The organism is Pauljensenia sp. C0170B4 (genome assembly GCF_056590235.1).
The window spans coordinates 202,330-217,248 of the sequence record NZ_JBWPVS010000001.1; the positions used below are offsets into that span (position 1 = coordinate 202,330).

15 protein-coding genes are annotated in these 14,919 nt (G+C 57.8%); 1 reads left to right on the forward strand and 14 read right to left on the reverse strand.

From position 1 onward, the window contains the following. Position 1 precedes the first annotated feature (1 nt). The 13 genes from AC1EJ1_RS00900 to AC1EJ1_RS00960 form a co-directional block, all read right to left on the reverse strand. Entirely contained in the window at positions 2 to 2,833 is a 2,832-nt protein-coding gene (locus AC1EJ1_RS00900; RefSeq protein ID WP_274984110.1) for a phage tail spike protein, read from the reverse strand. Positions 2,834 to 2,905: 72 nt separating this feature from the next. Continuing rightward, positions 2,906 to 3,598, reverse strand: coding sequence for a hypothetical protein (locus tag AC1EJ1_RS00905; RefSeq protein ID WP_274984111.1), 693 nt, complete (start codon positions 3,596 to 3,598; stop codon positions 2,906 to 2,908). A gap of 2 nt (positions 3,599 to 3,600) precedes the next feature. Then, a complete protein-coding gene (locus tag AC1EJ1_RS00910; RefSeq protein ID WP_480295187.1) occupies positions 3,601 to 6,276 on the reverse strand; it encodes a phage tail protein in 2,676 nt (891 codons plus the stop codon). A 524-nt stretch (positions 6,277 to 6,800) separates the two neighbouring features. Continuing rightward, positions 6,801 to 6,950 (reverse strand): hypothetical protein, encoded by a 150-nt coding sequence (locus AC1EJ1_RS00915; protein WP_004008482.1) that lies wholly within the window; start codon positions 6,948 to 6,950, stop codon positions 6,801 to 6,803. A gap of 44 nt (positions 6,951 to 6,994) precedes the next feature. After that, a complete protein-coding gene (locus AC1EJ1_RS00920) occupies positions 6,995 to 7,411 on the reverse strand; it encodes a hypothetical protein (protein ID WP_004008481.1) in 417 nt (138 codons plus the stop codon). Between the two features lie 12 nt (positions 7,412 to 7,423). Continuing rightward, positions 7,424 to 8,020, reverse strand: coding sequence for a major tail protein (locus AC1EJ1_RS00925; RefSeq protein ID WP_004012026.1), 597 nt, complete (start codon positions 8,018 to 8,020; stop codon positions 7,424 to 7,426). A 13-nt stretch (positions 8,021 to 8,033) separates the two neighbouring features. Continuing rightward, on the reverse strand, positions 8,034 to 8,378 hold the full coding sequence (locus AC1EJ1_RS00930) for a hypothetical protein (RefSeq protein ID WP_004012027.1): 345 nt from the start codon (positions 8,376 to 8,378) through the stop codon (positions 8,034 to 8,036). Then, positions 8,375 to 8,812, reverse strand: a complete 438-nt coding sequence (locus AC1EJ1_RS00935; protein WP_004012028.1) for an HK97-gp10 family putative phage morphogenesis protein — start codon at positions 8,810 to 8,812, stop codon at positions 8,375 to 8,377. The genes AC1EJ1_RS00930 and AC1EJ1_RS00935 overlap by 4 nt, the downstream gene beginning before the upstream one ends. Then, positions 8,805 to 9,143: a head-tail adaptor protein gene (locus tag AC1EJ1_RS00940; RefSeq protein ID WP_166683313.1), complete on the reverse strand. Its 339-nt coding sequence runs from the start codon at positions 9,141 to 9,143 to the stop codon at positions 8,805 to 8,807. The genes AC1EJ1_RS00935 and AC1EJ1_RS00940 overlap by 8 nt, the downstream gene beginning before the upstream one ends. Before the next feature lie 4 nt (positions 9,144 to 9,147). Continuing rightward, positions 9,148 to 9,465, reverse strand: coding sequence for a head-tail connector protein (locus tag AC1EJ1_RS00945; protein WP_004012030.1), 318 nt, complete (start codon positions 9,463 to 9,465; stop codon positions 9,148 to 9,150). 35 nt (positions 9,466 to 9,500) lie between these two features. Continuing rightward, a complete protein-coding gene (locus AC1EJ1_RS00950) occupies positions 9,501 to 10,730 on the reverse strand; it encodes a phage major capsid protein (RefSeq protein WP_004012031.1) in 1,230 nt (409 codons plus the stop codon). A gap of 14 nt (positions 10,731 to 10,744) precedes the next feature. Further along, positions 10,745 to 11,623 (reverse strand): head maturation protease, ClpP-related, encoded by an 879-nt coding sequence (locus AC1EJ1_RS00955; protein WP_004012032.1) that lies wholly within the window; start codon positions 11,621 to 11,623, stop codon positions 10,745 to 10,747. Next, the gene (locus tag AC1EJ1_RS00960; protein ID WP_004007612.1) at positions 11,620 to 12,921 is read right to left on the reverse strand and encodes a phage portal protein; all 1,302 of its coding nucleotides are present in this window, start codon (positions 12,919 to 12,921) and stop codon (positions 11,620 to 11,622) included. The genes AC1EJ1_RS00955 and AC1EJ1_RS00960 overlap by 4 nt, the downstream gene beginning before the upstream one ends. Before the next feature lie 30 nt (positions 12,922 to 12,951). Here AC1EJ1_RS00960 and AC1EJ1_RS00965 point away from each other — a divergent pair, with 30 nt between their 5' ends. Then, complete coding sequence (locus AC1EJ1_RS00965) at positions 12,952 to 13,323, forward strand: DUF2651 family protein (protein WP_004007613.1); 372 nt, start codon at positions 12,952 to 12,954, stop codon at positions 13,321 to 13,323. Here the strand turns inward: AC1EJ1_RS00965 and AC1EJ1_RS00970 are convergent. Next, the gene (locus tag AC1EJ1_RS00970) at positions 13,293 to 14,897 is read right to left on the reverse strand and encodes a terminase large subunit (RefSeq protein WP_004007614.1); all 1,605 of its coding nucleotides are present in this window, start codon (positions 14,895 to 14,897) and stop codon (positions 13,293 to 13,295) included. The two genes, AC1EJ1_RS00965 and AC1EJ1_RS00970, sit on opposite strands and share 31 nt — an antisense overlap. Positions 14,898 to 14,919 lie beyond the last annotated feature (22 nt).

The following is a 14,919-nucleotide window of genomic DNA, read 5'->3' on the forward strand; positions in this document are numbered from 1 at the left end:
CTTATGCGAGGTTGGTGGACATGGCCGATAATCCAGTGTTGGAGAAGTACCGCCACGTGATGTTCGATCCGGTTCCGGAGATGGATGTGATCCACCCCTGATTGAGCAGGCTGAGGATCGCGTTCATCCGCGACATCAAATCTTTGGTGCGGTCGAATAGGCGGGTCATGTTGTAATACGACCCATTGGTGACGACCATGACGTCGTAGGTGTGGAAGACGATCTTCGCCAGCCCATTGCTCGACGCCCACCCGGCGTAGGTGCCTTTCCCGGTGAGCGTGCAGTCTTGCAAGGTCACGTAGCGCGAGCCGGTGGTGTAGAACTTGTAGCCGTTGGTGCGCAAGTCAGCACCGAGATGAATGCCGGCCTTGCCGTAGAAGCGTCCCTTCGGATCCAGGGTGAGGCAGGTGTAGTAGGTGCCGCCGGAAACCGTCTGGTATGTCCAGGCCACATAGTCGCCTTGATAGGCGACCTGGTTGACGACGCCTTGCACGTCGGGCTTGTCCTTGTGGGCACGGCGTGCCATTTCCCCGATGTAGCGGGTGCCGTACCAGAATTTCATCCCGGAACTGGAGATTGTCCCTTCCAATGTCGAGCCGTTATACCAAGCGATCTGATACGGGGTGATGCGGATAGATTGCGTCCAACCTGCCAGCCCCACTTGGATCGCGTTGGCTGCGAGCTTGTCTGCCGTAATCGAGCGCGCCCCAATCCGAGCCGCCGACAACGTCCCGGTGGTGATCTTCCCAGCATCCAGCGAAGCAATCTTGGCCGATGTGACCGCAGCGTCCTTGATCATCGTGGACTGGATAAAACCGTTAGCGATCGTCAACTTGTCCGAGGTAATCGAACCGGCAGCGATCCGTGCCGCCGACAAGGTACCGGTCGTAATCTTCGACGCCGATAGACTGCCAACCTTTGCGTCCGTGATCGCGGCGTTGGCAATCATTGCGGTGGTGATGAACCCACTCGCGATGGTCAGCTTGTCGGAGGTAATACTTCCCGTGGCGATACGGTCAGCCGCCAAGAACCCAGCCGTGATTTTGGCTGCCGACAGTGAACTGATTTTCGCGTCGGTGATAGCGGCATCAGCGATGTGTGCGGTGCCGATGGCGGCATCTGCGATGTGTGCTTGGCTGATCGCTTTCGGCCCGATCATCGCGGCACCGACCGGTGTTTGTTCCCATTGGTTGTTGGTGAGCAGATATTGGCGGGCGATCACTCCGTCTACGCGCACTTGCCACAGCGCACCCTCCGGTCGGCCAGCCGCATCCGCTACGCTAGGATCAACAACGGCAACCGTGAGCCGCCCATCCGAGGTTACCGCGATGTCGTGGGCATCCTGCGCCAACTGGGTAGCACCAGCGGCTGCGGTCTTGGCCTGGTCAATCTCCACCTGCGCCGACGCCATCTGAGTGGCGACAGCATCGGCGGCGGTTTGTGCATCCTGGGCCGCAAGCAGGGCGTGGCCGACTTGTGTGCGGGCGGCATCGAGTTCCGCACCGAGCTGGGCATGATTCAGATCAGTAGCGAGTGCCACCCAGCCGGGCTGCCCGGTATCAGTGAGCTGGTAGATCCAGATCTCGACCTGTTCGCCATTTTGCCGGAACCACGTGTCACCCAGCTTGGCCTTGGCGGGCTGGATGCTGCCGTAGTGGTTGGTGTTCTTCCCATCCGCTGAAGCGAGTGCGAATCCTGCCGCATCCGACGCAGCCACCGCCGTATTGATGGCGGTTTTGACCTGCCGGGTGACAGACGTGAACTTCCGAGCGGTAGAACCCAGCTCAACGGAGATGTACTGGAGCGTGAGCGGGTTGTATTCGTAAGCGACCACCCGTGCTGTGAGCGCAATCCCAAGATCAGCGTGATGGACGGTCACGGTGTCGCCAATTTCGACGGTTTCCAGGCGTGCAAGATCAGCGTATTCACGGGTGGTGGCGAGGTCGACGAAGCGCACCTTATACGAGCCCGACGGCTCATCGACATGTCTTGCGCTGAATTCTGCTGCAGCTAGTCGGCGCAGCTCAGAGTGGGCTTGGTCGAGTGGGAGTTCACCCTCACGCGGGTTGTCTTTGTCGGTGATGGCTTTGACTTGTCCGTAGCGGATGACGCGGATACGCGGCACCACATAATCACCCAACTTCGGCGAATCCACATAGAGTTCGGGTAGGAGTAGGCCGTCGTATCCGACTGGCAGAATCCGCGTCGCCACTGTTGAGAAGTCAATGGATGATTCGAAGCCGGTGAGGTTTTTCCGATCACGGATGACCACCCCGTGGTTGGCTCCGCGCATGGGCGCGTGATGGATATGGAAATTATCGCGGGCCAGTTCGCCGCCCCAACGCGAGATGAGCGTGTTGTCCTCGCCCGCGTCCATGAGAGCGGCGGTGATGGGCATGCGCACCATCCGCGCCGACGAGCGCGTCACCGTATCCGACGAGGTAGCAGTAAACCCGTGGCTCGTGTTCGCCGCCCCAAGGATCTGGGTCAGTGCGCCTTTCGCGGTTTTGTTGACCACGTAGGTGTCGGCGATGAGATTCCCCGCCAGATCATAGAACACGTGAAACGCCGTCACTTCGAGCATGCCGTCAAGCGTGGTGACAACCTCGCTGATGCGGAACCCCTGACGTTGCTCCAGCCCTGGCACGGGCGCTGCCACAATGTTCTCAAGCGTCAGGTGCGTGGCTGCTGGACCGTCTGCCGGGTAGGTGAAGGTTAGTGAGAATTCGCCACCTAGTTCCTCGACCACGATCGGATTGATGATCTCCCGATCCAAGACTCCTAGCCCGGTGGTGGTGAATGTCGTGGCGGTGCGGTCGTGAACCGTAATCATGAGGAGCCTTCCAAAGACAACAGTGGCCACCCCACGAAGGGATGGCCGTCAGAGAATGTAGTGAGTTGGGTGTTAGGGGTTGCGCCAGTTCGGCGTGATCACGATCTTCGAAATACCCGCGCCGAGCGTGAGGCGATTGATCCCAGGCTTGAAGGTCGGGAAGGCGTCGGTGAGCGCATCGGTCTGGACTTTCCCGTGGGCGTGAGCGACGAGACGTTCGCTGTCGAGCGTGACGGAACCTGCTGGCGAATTCACGTGATAAATGCTCGTATTGATCGTCAGCGAGAGCGCCCCGGTGCCGGTGACTGTGATGATCGGATCAGCTTCCAGTAGGCCGGGGTTCGTGATCGTCCCAGATGCAGTGAGCGTTACCGGATTCAATCCCTCGGTCAGGTACGTGAAGGGCTGGCAGGTCAGGCGCGCGGTGAAGAACCCCCACCCCGACAGCTCCCGGCGCAGTTCGCTCACTTCGCAGTGCTTAACCTTGCGGTAAACACCAGGCTCGGCAGTCAACGCAATCGTCGAAGAGCCCGTCAGCTCGTGAGCAGCCTGCCGATACTGGTCGAGCCCGTCACGAACAGGCACCGCGAGGTCGAGATCGATCTCGGTGTCCTCCCAGCCCGTGAAGCGCGTGAGGGTTCCGGCGCGTCCTTCGACCTCAATATCATCAGCCCTGCGCACCGACGCTGGGATCGCAACGGGTGCCGTGAGTCGCAGACCCAGCGAAGCAGAAGACACCTGGTTATTGAGGGTGAAGCCGAACATGGTTAGTATCCTCCTGCCATCACGGTCTGCCGCCGATCAAGGCGGGCAAGTTGTTTATCGAGGGCGGGTGCGAGTTTGCCCACCAGCGTCCCATCCGACAACGTCACCGAAATATCCAAAGACCCGAGGATACGCTTTGCAGTCGCATCCACGATCCCAGCGACATCCACACGCTCTGCCGCTTCATCAGTACTTCGCTGAGATACAGTCACGGGTTGTGGGGTGAGGTCAACGCTCGGCACTTGCAGGTCTGCCACCGCCTCGATCGGCACGGCCAGCCCGTCCTCAAGGTCGGCGAAGGCGTCTATCGTGTTGCGCGCGAGCCCTGAAGCTGCGGTGACAGCCTTGTTGCCGTCCGTGCGGATGGAGCCTGCGAGGCCTTCGACAAGCATCCGTCCTGCCCAGGCCATCTTGCGTGACGGTGAGTGGATGCCGAAGAAGCCAGTGATGGAGTCCCAAATACCTGATGCCCAGTTCGAGACCGAATTCCACAGCCACCCCGCTAAGGATTGGATACCGTTCCACAGGCCGTAGACGAGGTTTTTGCCCGCCTGGGCCATCGCTGAGACGCCCTGACCAACAGCAGACACAATCCCAGAAATAATCGATGGGATTGCTGCGACGATTGTGGAAATAATCTGCGGCAGGTTTCGTACCAACGCGGTCAAGAGTTGGATGCCTGCTTGGACGAGTTGCGGGATCGCCCCACCAATCGCCGACACAATAGCTCCGATAATCTGCGGGAGCGCGGCCACGATAGTTGTAATGATTTGCGGCAACGCCCCAATCAAAGCCGTCAACAACTGAATGCCTGCTTGGATCAGTTGTGGGATAGCACCAACCACGCCGTCCACGATTGCAGTAATAATCTGCGGGAGTGCTGCGACAATCGCTGTGATGATCTGAGGCAGCGCCCCGATCAAGGCGGTGAGTAGTTGGATTCCTGCTTCGATGATCTGCGGGATCGCCCCCACAAGGAACGTGACAATCCCGGTGATGATCTGTGGGAGGGCTTCGATGATCACGGGAATGGCAGCGATCAAGCCTTCGGTAAGTCCGGTGATGAGCTGCAACGCCGCATCAAGAAGCAACGGGAGGTTGTCGACCAGACCCTGTACCAAAGCCATGAGCATCTCCACCGCCGCAGGAACCAGTTCCGGTAGTGCTTCGCCGATACCAGAGACCAGTGTGGCGATGATCTGTATCGCCGCCTCAAACAGGGACGGCAACGCTTCGATGATTGTCTCGACCAGAGCGATAATCAACGTCACGGCTGTTTCTGCTACTTGTGGCAACACCTTGATAATGCCTTCAAGGAGCGCGGTCAAAATGCTCATGCCGGTCTCGACCACCATCGGTAGCTGCTCGGCAATAAATGCGAGAGCTTCCTGTAAGACGGTGCCGAGGGTGTCGATGAGGGCGGGTGTTCCGCCTTCTTCGAACGCTGCCGTGAGTTCGTCGATCCACCCGTTCAGCATCGGCAACACCGAACCCGCCAACGCCTCTGACAGACCACCAGCCAACAACCCCTTGAGATTTTCAACCCCATCCTGCATCGTCGCCAACTGGCCCGAAAAGGTTTGGGATTGGGCGTCCATGGCCCCGTAGAAACGCCCGCCTTCAGCAGTAGCACTGGCGAATGCGTCAGCGACCATGTCAGCCGAAATAGCACCCTTGGCCATATCCTCCTTGAGCTCACCAATGCTTTTGCCGGTCTTGCGGCTGATCTCTTCGAGCGGGTTGAATCCGGCGTTGATCATCTGCAGCAAGTCCTGACCCGTGAGCTTGCCGGTCGAAGACATTTGGGCGAAGGCGAGCGTGAGCGATTCCATCTTCACCGCATCACCTTGGGAGATGTCGCCGATTTCGTTCAGGTGCTTTTTCGCATCCTCAAGGCTCATGCCAAAGCTCAGGAGGGTTTGCATGTTGCCCGCGAGTTCTTCCATACCAAACGGAGTCTTCGCCGCTTGAACTTTCAGATCGTTGACGAGCTGTTGGGCTTTTGCTTGGTCGCTGAGCATCGTCGTGAAGCTTGTGGAGTATTGCTCCATGCGAGCGTTGTACTCCACGCCCTCTTTCAACGCGCCTACCATGCCGCGACCAATACTGGCGATCGCATGCCCGATGCCTTTGACTCCGGCGATGATGGCTTCGGAGGCGAGGTTGGCTTTCAACACGTCGCCGAAAATGCGGGTCTTGGAACTGGTGGTGTCCATCTCGTCACCGAGATCATCCACCGCGCCCTCAAGACGTCCTGCGTCCTTGGCGGCGTCTTTAGCATCGTCGCCCGCACCGTCTGCCTCGTTCCCGAAATCAGAGAGGGCGTCGTTGTTGGCTTTGAGTTCGCCTTCGAGCCGGTTGAGCTCCGCGCCTGCGTTGTTGAGCTGGATCTGCCAGTTCTTCGTCCGACTATCGTTCTCACCAAAGCTCGTAGCGGAGTTTTCGAGTGCGGCGCGTAGGGTCTCGATCTTGGCTTTCTGCACCTCAATCTCTTTGCCCAGCACTTGGTTACGGGCCGTGAAGGCTTCGGCAGACTTGTCGTTCTTATCAAACGAGGACGCCACGAGCTTCATCTCACTGCCAAGCACACGCATCTCACGGTTAATATCCGTAATCGCGCGCTTAAACTCCCGCTCGCCCTCAAGCCCAATCTTCAAACCAAAACTGGAGTCGGCCATGGCAAAGTCACCTCCTCGAAGGGATAATGAAAAGGGATCAAATTGCTAAACGAAGGGGAAACCTATGGGAATGAGTGCAGAAGATTTCGGAGCTGTGCTTGCTGAGCTAAATGGACCTACGCCGCTTGCTGATGCTTTCGAGACGTGTTTCCCTCAACAAGACGACAACCGCTGGTGGTTCTCGATCCGGACTCACGCTACGTCAGTTTTTCTATCGAAGGAATACTTTGATTTTGAAACTGCAAGGAGAAACAAAGTAAAGCGAAGCTATAAGGAACTCTTGGCTCGAAAGGTTTGGGAAAGCCATTCGTTCACTCGTCGACCTGAGCTTCGCCTATGGATCCTCGAAGCGTTGGGACTCCTAAAAACGACAAGGAAGTATTGAAAACCATGCTTGAGATGGAGACGAATACTTCTCGCTGCACGTACCTCAAGGATTTGTTTACTTGGGACGAAATCGAAGATGCAGCACGTAAGGAATTCCATCGTCTCGTGAACGAATCACCCATGACTCATCGAAATTACTAAATCCCTGGCGGGATGACGTCGTCGATGAACCATTGACGCAGCGGCTCAGCTCGTCCGGTTTCGATGCGCCAGCAGTCCACGAGGTCGAGGAGTTCTCCGAAGACAGTCAGACCCACCTCCACGCGTGATAGGTGAAGGTGGGCCATTCCAATGTAGGTCAGCCGCGTGAACACAGCCTGATCGGTCTCGACTATTCGTCCGTCGGTGGTGCTTTTGGGGCTGGCTCGGTAAGGATGTCTCGTCGTGTTCCGCGCTGGAGGGCTTCGGCGATCGCGCCGCGATAGTCCGCCAGATCAGCGGGAACGGTGAGTAGTTCAACCTCGTCCTCGCTCAGCTCTGGGCGCTTGTCGTCTGGGTGGCGCAGGTTGTGGATCTGGATGGACTGGTTGACCAGCAGCGTGATTAGCCAAATCACCTCACCCAATGTTTTGCCCAGATCGTCGGAAGTTTCGAGGGCGTTGCCCAGATGTTCGAGCCCGCCGTATCGCTCGGCGATCAGACGCGTGGCTTTCGTCGTCAAGACAAGCTCGCAGTCGGTACCGCCGATGCTGACAGTGGCGGAGCGCCCTGGGTCAACAACTGATTCAGTTTTCTTCTTGGTTGTCATGGCTCATGCTCCTTAGGCTTCAGATGTGGTGCTGGCGGGTTCGTAAACCTGTGCATACCAGTTCGTGATCGTCTCGGGCTTGACGCCGGTTGTGCCTTCGGTGACTTCGGCCTTCCACGGATGCCGCCCCTTACTATCGGGTTTGTTACGCCGCAAAATCGTGCCCTCAATTGAAGGGGTGGAGAACGTGATGGAGTCGGCTTTAGTTGCCAGGGTTTCGGTGGGCAGGGCGAACTTGACCCGGTACAGCCAGAAATACTGATACTTCCCCGTAGAGCGTGCGGCTCGGAAACCGATCGCCACCGGAGCCCCGCCGTCCTCGGAAGCTGAAATGAGCACCCCGTTGGAATCCACGGTCGCACCCGTCAAGGCTGCGGCTGCTTCACCACCCAGGTCGTCGATACCCAAAGTCAGGGTGCCGGATTTGAATTCCTTGACGATCTCACTCGGCCCGTCATCGGCATACAGAATCGCTTCAGCGACCTCAACACTGAGTTCTGCGGAGATGGCTTTGGCGAGGGGTTTGGGTTTGGCGTAGGTTTCCTCACCCGTGTCGGGGTTTTCAGTGATGGTGGCGTAGTAGAGCTTGTCTAAACCAATAGTCGCCATGAGTAATGCTCCTTCATGTGTAGGTGTGGTGGGTTGCGACATCTATCGCGTAATGATGAAATCCGGTATCCGCTTCGAAGCCGACATAGGTACGGGCAGTGATCGTCAGTCCAGTGTCGAGCAGGGCGCGGGTAATGCGGCTACGCAGGTCGAGATAGTTTCCGCGAGTGAAGAGTGCGAGGCGGACTTCCTCAACCTCAACGCTGGGTTGGTTATCGGCGAACACGTCCAACACGTCCGTCAGCGGGGTTGCCACCAGATACGTCTGCGGCGCAGGCGTAGCCGTGTAGAGACCGACCTCGAACGGCAATCCGAGCTTGTCAGCAATCTCCATGAGTTGTTCGAGTAGCGGTGTCATGGCCCCACCTGCTCAATCCGCGCCGTCAGCGCCGCCTTCATGGCCTCGATTGCACCACGCCGTGTTTGCGACCGTGTGGGTGCAAGGAACGGGCGTGCGGGCTGGTTGGACCGGCCATGTTCGAGGACGTTGGCGATCAACGCATTCGCTCTGCCGTCGCGGCGGTTCTCAGCGAAGCCGACCTTAATGTTGTGATCGCCTCGGCTATTGACTTTCACCGAGGTCGTACCAAGCGCGCTGAGTAGTTGCCCTGTTGACCGCGAGGGCTGATTGGTGGCACGTCCGATCACGCCCGTGAGGTTGGCTCGCATACGCGGCTCAACCACCGCGGCTCCCGCCTCAAGCACCTCATCCGCCGATGTTTCTAGCACACGGCTGGCAGCATCAAGAGAATCAATAAACGCGTTCGGCAGACGAATCTGAACTCTAGCCATGGGCGTCTCCTTCGGGCGTGGTCTGGTGGGCAAGAATCTCAACATACCTGCCGATCACCTCAACTGCGTCAATCACATACCGCCCATCCGGGCCACTGATCTCCATATCAGTGGTCACGGACAGTCCGGGAAAAGATCTGATGCGGAAGAGGACGTCGGCCTTTGAGTACGCTGCCCGGTTCACCCACGCGCTCGATGCGTGCCGCACCTCGATCTGCGCCCGCACCGTCGCCTTCACTTCATCGCGCGTGGTGGTGAACCCCGCCTTATCCCGAACAACCGTCGGCTGGATGAGGTCGATGGTGGTGCGCATGGATCCCAAAGAAGCCATTGGTCTACACCTTCCAATCCCGGTCCAGGCGCAGCAGATTGTTCACCGCGTTCCATACCGCCCGAGCCGCATCTGGCTTATCTGCCCAGAACCCTGCCGTGGAACCATCACGCGACTCATAAAAATGGGAGGCGAGCATGACAACGCCCTGCCTGGTTGCCCCAGACATGTCGTGTGTCTCGTAGTAGCCCTCATCAAGGTGTTGGTAGGAGCAGGCGTAGGAGGTGGCCGCGTTGATCAGCGCGCCGATCAATTGATCGTCATCGTCAAAGGTGATGAGCAGATTCGCCTTCACCTGATCGATAAGCTCAGTCGTGGTCATTGCGGCCACCTCCTCTCAGTGTGTAGAACCGCTGGTTATGCGGATGCCTTTTGGGTGAGCAGCTTGACTGCTTCGGGTAGGACGAGCTTGCCGTCCAGTCGCTGGGATGCGAGGAATCCGACCTGTCCGGTGGTGGCGAACAGTTCGTTGAGCCGCTTAAAGGAGCGGCCCTGTCGGTCGGCGATCCAGTAATACGACAAGTCACCGAAAGCAACCGTCGACGCACCAGCCTTGATCTCCGGCACAAACGTCGACGTGTGGACCGGGCGGCCAAGAACCAGATCCGGCGTTCCTGCGGTCAGGGCAGGTTGCCACAAGTACTGGCCGTTACCATCCTTGAGCTTACGGATGGTTTTCACAGTGGAATCGTTCATCAGCCACACCGCGTTCTTCCGATACGGGCCGCGCAGGGCGTAGTGCAGGTCGATGAGCTCATCAGCGGTAATGTCGGTGGCCTTGCCCGTGGTCACCGCCTTCTCGCCACCGCCAGATGCAGTGAAGATGCCGGTGGGTTTGCCCTTGCCGTCTCCGGTGAGGAAGGCTTCTTCTTCAGCCGCGCCGATACGGCGAGCAAACTCAGCTGCTAGGTACTGCTCGACATTAAACGCGCTGTCATTGAGTAGCTCTTCGCTGATTTTGAGGAAGGTGCCGAGCTTAAACGCCGACAAAGTGACCTGCGTGAAGGTTTCATCGGATTCGGTGTACGGCTTGCCTTCATCGAGCCACCCGGCAGTGCCATGCGTGGAGACGACTGGGATCTTCCGATCCCCGCTGGTGGTTTGAATGACCTTGGCCAGGCCGCGCATGATGTTCTGATCTTCAAGTGAGGAGATCAGCGTGCGTTCGAACTCGTCGGGCACCAGATAGCCGCCTTCAGTATCAACACCCTCGCTAAGGGCGTTGCGCACCTCCATCGGAGAAGCGTTGAGCCGCATGGCATCCCAGAAGGCTCGCTTATAGGAGGATGTAGCGCGTGGGGTTGTGTGCTTGACCTCGTCATTGTCGGGGTTGATGCCGGGCATGGAGGTGAGCGGTGTGTTGGTTGCCTTAGCGAGGTCGGCGTCGCGGCGCAGGGCACGTTCAGAACGGGCAATCTCGTTGGTGAGACGATCGATTTCGGCTTCCATCTTCGCGTAAGCCTGATCATCTTCAGCAGACAGGCAACCGGTTGTGGTGTCGCGGCGCTCGTCAAGGAATGCCTTCGCCTTCTCCCAAGCATCTGCGCGCTTGGTGCGAAGGTCAGAAACAGTCATAGGGGTTGTCATGGGTGTTGGTCCTTTCAGTGGGGTTGGTTCGCTAGTTCGGCGTACAAATCGAGAACCCGCCGACCAACAGGCACGGCGGGTTGAATGGTTGGGAGTGGTGGACGCACTCGCTTCGACGGAGGTGGCGGTGATGTGGCGGTCAGGTGTGCGACGAGCTTTTGTTCGGAGGCGCGGCGGGAAAACACCGTGCCTTGTCCCGCGTTCTTGGGTGGAAACGGCAGGCGCTTCGGATCTTCATCCTCGTCGTCTTCGTCGGGTTCGTCTGGTGACTCGGCCTCGTCCTCATCGTCATCCGGCTCGTTGTCCGGCTCAATCGCAAACATTGGGTCGCGTTGGTTGGTGAGGAGTTCGTCGGCGAAACCCATGTCGATCGCAGCCCGCGCATCCATCCACGTCTCAGCGTCCATGAGCTTGGACAGCTTCGCCCGACTCAGGTTCGTCTTCTCCTGATATGCATTCAGAATCGATTCTTTGACCGAATCAAGCATGCTCATCGCACGTGCGAGTTCGTCCTTATCGCCAACCGCCATGGTGGCCGGGTTATGAATCATCAACATCGACACCGGGCTCATGGCAACCTTCGTGGCGGCCATCGCGATCACAGACGCGGCCGATGCGGCGATACCGTCGATATTGACGGTCACCTCGCCTGGGTAGTCGATGAGCATGTTGTAGATCTGCGCCGCAGCCACCACATCACCACCCGGGCTGTTGAGCCAGATCGTCACCGGCCCCGACCCAGCGTTCAACTCGCTGGCGAAGATGCTGGGTGTGATGTCGTCATCGAACCAGGATTCTTCAGCGATCGTGCCGCTAATGCGCAAAACCCGGACTGCATCTGCGTCCGGGTCAGTTGATGGCTCTGGTGTGAGCCAGTTCCAAAAACGTCTCATATCCTCCTCCTTACAGAAGATTCACTCATAGGTTCCTCAGCCGGTTCAGGCTCCGATTCAGACCCGGTTGTCTGCGCGTATGCACCTGCGAGACTGAGCGGGAGCATGTTCCCGTTGACGAGGTAGAGGTCGCCGCCAGCCTCGGGACTGATGCGATCGAGGTTTTCTAGTTCGCGGATATCGTTGGCGCTCATCCAGCCGTTTTGCCTTGCCACCGCATAACCATTCATTCGGGATTCGTAATCCCCACGTAGCAAGCCTTCGAGGTTGAACTTCACATACACGCCAGGTTTTTCACGCGAGCTGAGGAGTGTTTTGGTGATGGCCTGTTCCCACCGGATCACCCACGGGTCCAACGTGTACTTCACAAACTCCAACGACTGCTGCTCAATATTGGAAAACGAGGATTTTTCGAGGTCGCCGATCATGTGCGGGGGTATGCGGAAGATTCGAGCAATTTCGTTGATCTGAAACTTCCTCGTTTCAAGGAATTGAGCTTGTTCTGGGCTGACGGAGATGGGCGTGTATTTCATGCCTTCCTCGAGCACAGCGATCTTGTTCCCGTTGCGGGCTCCGCCGAACGTGGACTGCCAGGACTCCCTAACGCGCGCGGGGTCTTTGATCGTTCCCGGATGCTCCAACACACCACCAGGTGCAGCACCGTTAGCAAAAAACGATGCGCCGTAGTCTTCTGTTGCTTGGGCGAGGCCGATGGCATTCTTTGCCATCGCAATCGGGCTATAACCAACCAGCCCGTCAAAGCCCAACCCTGGAATGTGCAGCACCTCGCGCGCCGAGAGTCGCACCGTGTCGAAGCGTCCAGCTGGTTCGTCCCAGGTGCGCTGATACTCGTAATAGAGTCGCCCAGCCTCGTCGCGCCCCACCATCATCCGGTTCGGCATCAACGGATACAAACCAATCACTTCATCTTTACCGTTGCGCAGCACTTGGGCGAACGCATTACCCCAAAGAAGCAAATGCGTCATCAGAGTTTCCCTAAAGACAAAGGATGTCATTTCAGGGTTCGGCTCATCATGCAACAGCCGGTATAAGGGATGGTCGAGCGCCTTCACCTTCGCCCCATCACTGCTCTGCTGGTAAACATGCAACGGCAGACCCGCGATAGCTTCAGCCAAAATCCGCACGCATGAGTAGACGGCGGTCATTTGCATCGCGCTGCGTTCTGTCACCGGACGGCCAGAGCTCGTTGCCCCGAAGAAAAAGCTGTAGCCAGAGCTGATCGCGTGATCGTCAGCGGAGCGGGTGGTGTCGCCACGCAGCCAATTCAGAAAACTCATGCGGTGTCCTTTCACATGTAGAATTGGAATATGAAAGCGCCCTCAAAACAGTCGTGGGCACTGATGAGTGTCCTGCTAGCGGCATTTTGGTTGTTGCCGCTCATTTCCATGTGGATCAGCAGGCTGAGCGATCCCAACGCCAAGTGGTTCATCGCGTTGCTCTTCCTCGCGTTTCCACTACTCACCATCGTTTTGAGCGTTATCGATGGGGCACGCCACGGGTTCGGCTGGTGGTGGCTACTGGCCCCGTTCGCAGGGTTCTTGACCACACTGTTCGTGTACTACAACGATTCAGCCCTCATCTACGGCGTCGCCTACTCGATCTTGGGACTGATCGGCGCAGGCATCGGCGCGTTCATCCATGAGCGTGCTCACAGCACGAGTAGGCCGCGTTCGTCATAAACACTGCCGCTGACGTGCCCGGTGCCGTTTCGGATGGCGCGGTCGAGGGCCATGATTGTTGCGACGACGCCGTCGATCTTCTCGGTGCTCTTTTGTTTGTCGGGTTTGATGTTTCCTGCTGGGTCGGTGCGGACGTGAATGTTGTCTACCATCCACGAAAGCACTGGATGCCCGCCATGTGCCAGTTTTCCCTCTAAAGCGAGTTTCATGAGTTCTTTGGATGGTGGGCTCATGTCTTTGAAGCCTTGCCCAAACGGAACAACCGTGAAACCTGCTTCGTCAAGGTTTTGGCTCATTTGGACTGCGCCCCACCGGTCGAATGCGATCTCGCGGATATCGAAGCGTTCACCGAGTTGCTCGATGAAGGCTTCAATTGCGCCGTAGTGGACGACGTTGCCCTCAGTGGTTTGTAGGAAGCCTTGCTGTTGCCACAGGTCGTAGGGCACGTGATCACGGGCAACCCTTAGTTTGAGGTTGTCTTCGGGTATCCAAAACCATGGCGCGACCGTATATTTGTCATCGTCCCCGTAGGGTGGGAATACGAGAACGAAAGCAGTGATGTCCGTCGTGGAAGCCAAGTCGAGGCCGCCGTAACACACGCGTCCTTCCAAATCTGACAGGTCGACGGGTGCTGAGTTTTGGTTCCAGATGTGCATGGGCATCCACCGCACGCTTTGTTTGACCCATTGGTTGAGGCGAAGTTGGCGGAATGTGTTTTCTTCGGCTGGGTTTTGTTTCGCGCTCGTGCAGGCTTGGCGGACTTTCTCGATCGGGACAGTGATCCCTAAGCTCGGGTTAGCCTTATGCCACACGTCCTCGTCGGTCCAATCATCATCTTGCGCCGCCCCATAGATCACCGGGTAGAACGTGGGGTCGTGCTTTTTGCCATCTAGGATGTCTTGGGCTTTTTGGTGTTGCTCATAACAAATGCTATGCGTGTCGGTACCCGCTGTCGTGATGAGGAAGTACAGGGGTTGGGTGCGCGCGTCGCCTGATCCTTTCGTCATGACGTCGAACAAGGCACGGTTGGGTTGGGTGTGGAGTTCGTCGAAGACAACGCCGGAGATGTTGAACCCGTGCTTCGAATACGCCTCCGCGCTCAGCACCTGGTAGAAGGAGTTGGTGGGCTTGTAGATGATCCGCTTCTGCGAGGCAAGAATCTTGACGCGTTTGGACAGCGCTGGACTCATGCGAATCATGTCCGCTGCGACCTCAAACACAATGGATGCTTGCTGGCGATCAGCCGCGCACCCATACACTTCAGCGCGTTCTTCACCATCCCCGCAGGTGAGTAGTAGCGCAATTGCGGCGGCGAGCTCACTTTTGCCCATCTTTTTGGGTATCTCGACGTAGGCGGTGGTGAATTGGCGGTAGCCGTCTTCTTTGACAGTGCCGAACAGGTCGCGGATGATTTGCTCTTGCCAGTCGATGAGCTGGAAGGGCTTGCCTGACCAGCGGCCTTTGGTGTGCTTTAAGGCTTGGATGAACGCGACCGCGAAGTCGGCTTTACGCTTGTCGTAGCGTGAGCCTGTGGCCATGAATCGGGTCGGCGTGTAGGTGTCGAGAGTGCGCATCACGCCCTTCAGGCTCCTTCCT

Coding starts and splice junctions, on each gene's coding strand:
- AC1EJ1_RS00900 (WP_274984110.1), bottom strand. CDS start 2,833: ATGATTACGGTTCACGACCGCACCGCCACGACATTCACCACCACCGGG.
- AC1EJ1_RS00905 (WP_274984111.1), bottom strand. CDS start 3,598: ATGTTCGGCTTCACCCTCAATAACCAGGTGTCTTCTGCTTCGCTGGGT.
- AC1EJ1_RS00910 (WP_480295187.1), bottom strand. CDS start 6,276: ATGGCCGACTCCAGTTTTGGTTTGAAGATTGGGCTTGAGGGCGAGCGG.
- AC1EJ1_RS00915 (WP_004008482.1), bottom strand. CDS start 6,950: ATGGCCCACCTTCACCTATCACGCGTGGAGGTGGGTCTGACTGTCTTC.
- AC1EJ1_RS00920 (WP_004008481.1), bottom strand. CDS start 7,411: ATGACAACCAAGAAGAAAACTGAATCAGTTGTTGACCCAGGGCGCTCC.
- AC1EJ1_RS00925 (WP_004012026.1), bottom strand. CDS start 8,020: ATGGCGACTATTGGTTTAGACAAGCTCTACTACGCCACCATCACTGAA.
- AC1EJ1_RS00930 (WP_004012027.1), bottom strand. CDS start 8,378: ATGACACCGCTACTCGAACAACTCATGGAGATTGCTGACAAGCTCGGA.
- AC1EJ1_RS00935 (WP_004012028.1), bottom strand. CDS start 8,812: ATGGCTAGAGTTCAGATTCGTCTGCCGAACGCGTTTATTGATTCTCTT.
- AC1EJ1_RS00940 (WP_166683313.1), bottom strand. CDS start 9,143: ATGGCTTCTTTGGGATCCATGCGCACCACCATCGACCTCATCCAGCCG.
- AC1EJ1_RS00945 (WP_004012030.1), bottom strand. CDS start 9,465: ATGACCACGACTGAGCTTATCGATCAGGTGAAGGCGAATCTGCTCATC.
- AC1EJ1_RS00950 (WP_004012031.1), bottom strand. CDS start 10,730: ATGACAACCCCTATGACTGTTTCTGACCTTCGCACCAAGCGCGCAGAT.
- AC1EJ1_RS00955 (WP_004012032.1), bottom strand. CDS start 11,623: ATGAGACGTTTTTGGAACTGGCTCACACCAGAGCCATCAACTGACCCG.
- AC1EJ1_RS00960 (WP_004007612.1), bottom strand. CDS start 12,921: ATGAGTTTTCTGAATTGGCTGCGTGGCGACACCACCCGCTCCGCTGAC.
- AC1EJ1_RS00965 (WP_004007613.1), top strand. CDS start 12,952: ATGAAAGCGCCCTCAAAACAGTCGTGGGCACTGATGAGTGTCCTGCTA.
- AC1EJ1_RS00970 (WP_004007614.1), bottom strand. CDS start 14,897: ATGCGCACTCTCGACACCTACACGCCGACCCGATTCATGGCCACAGGC.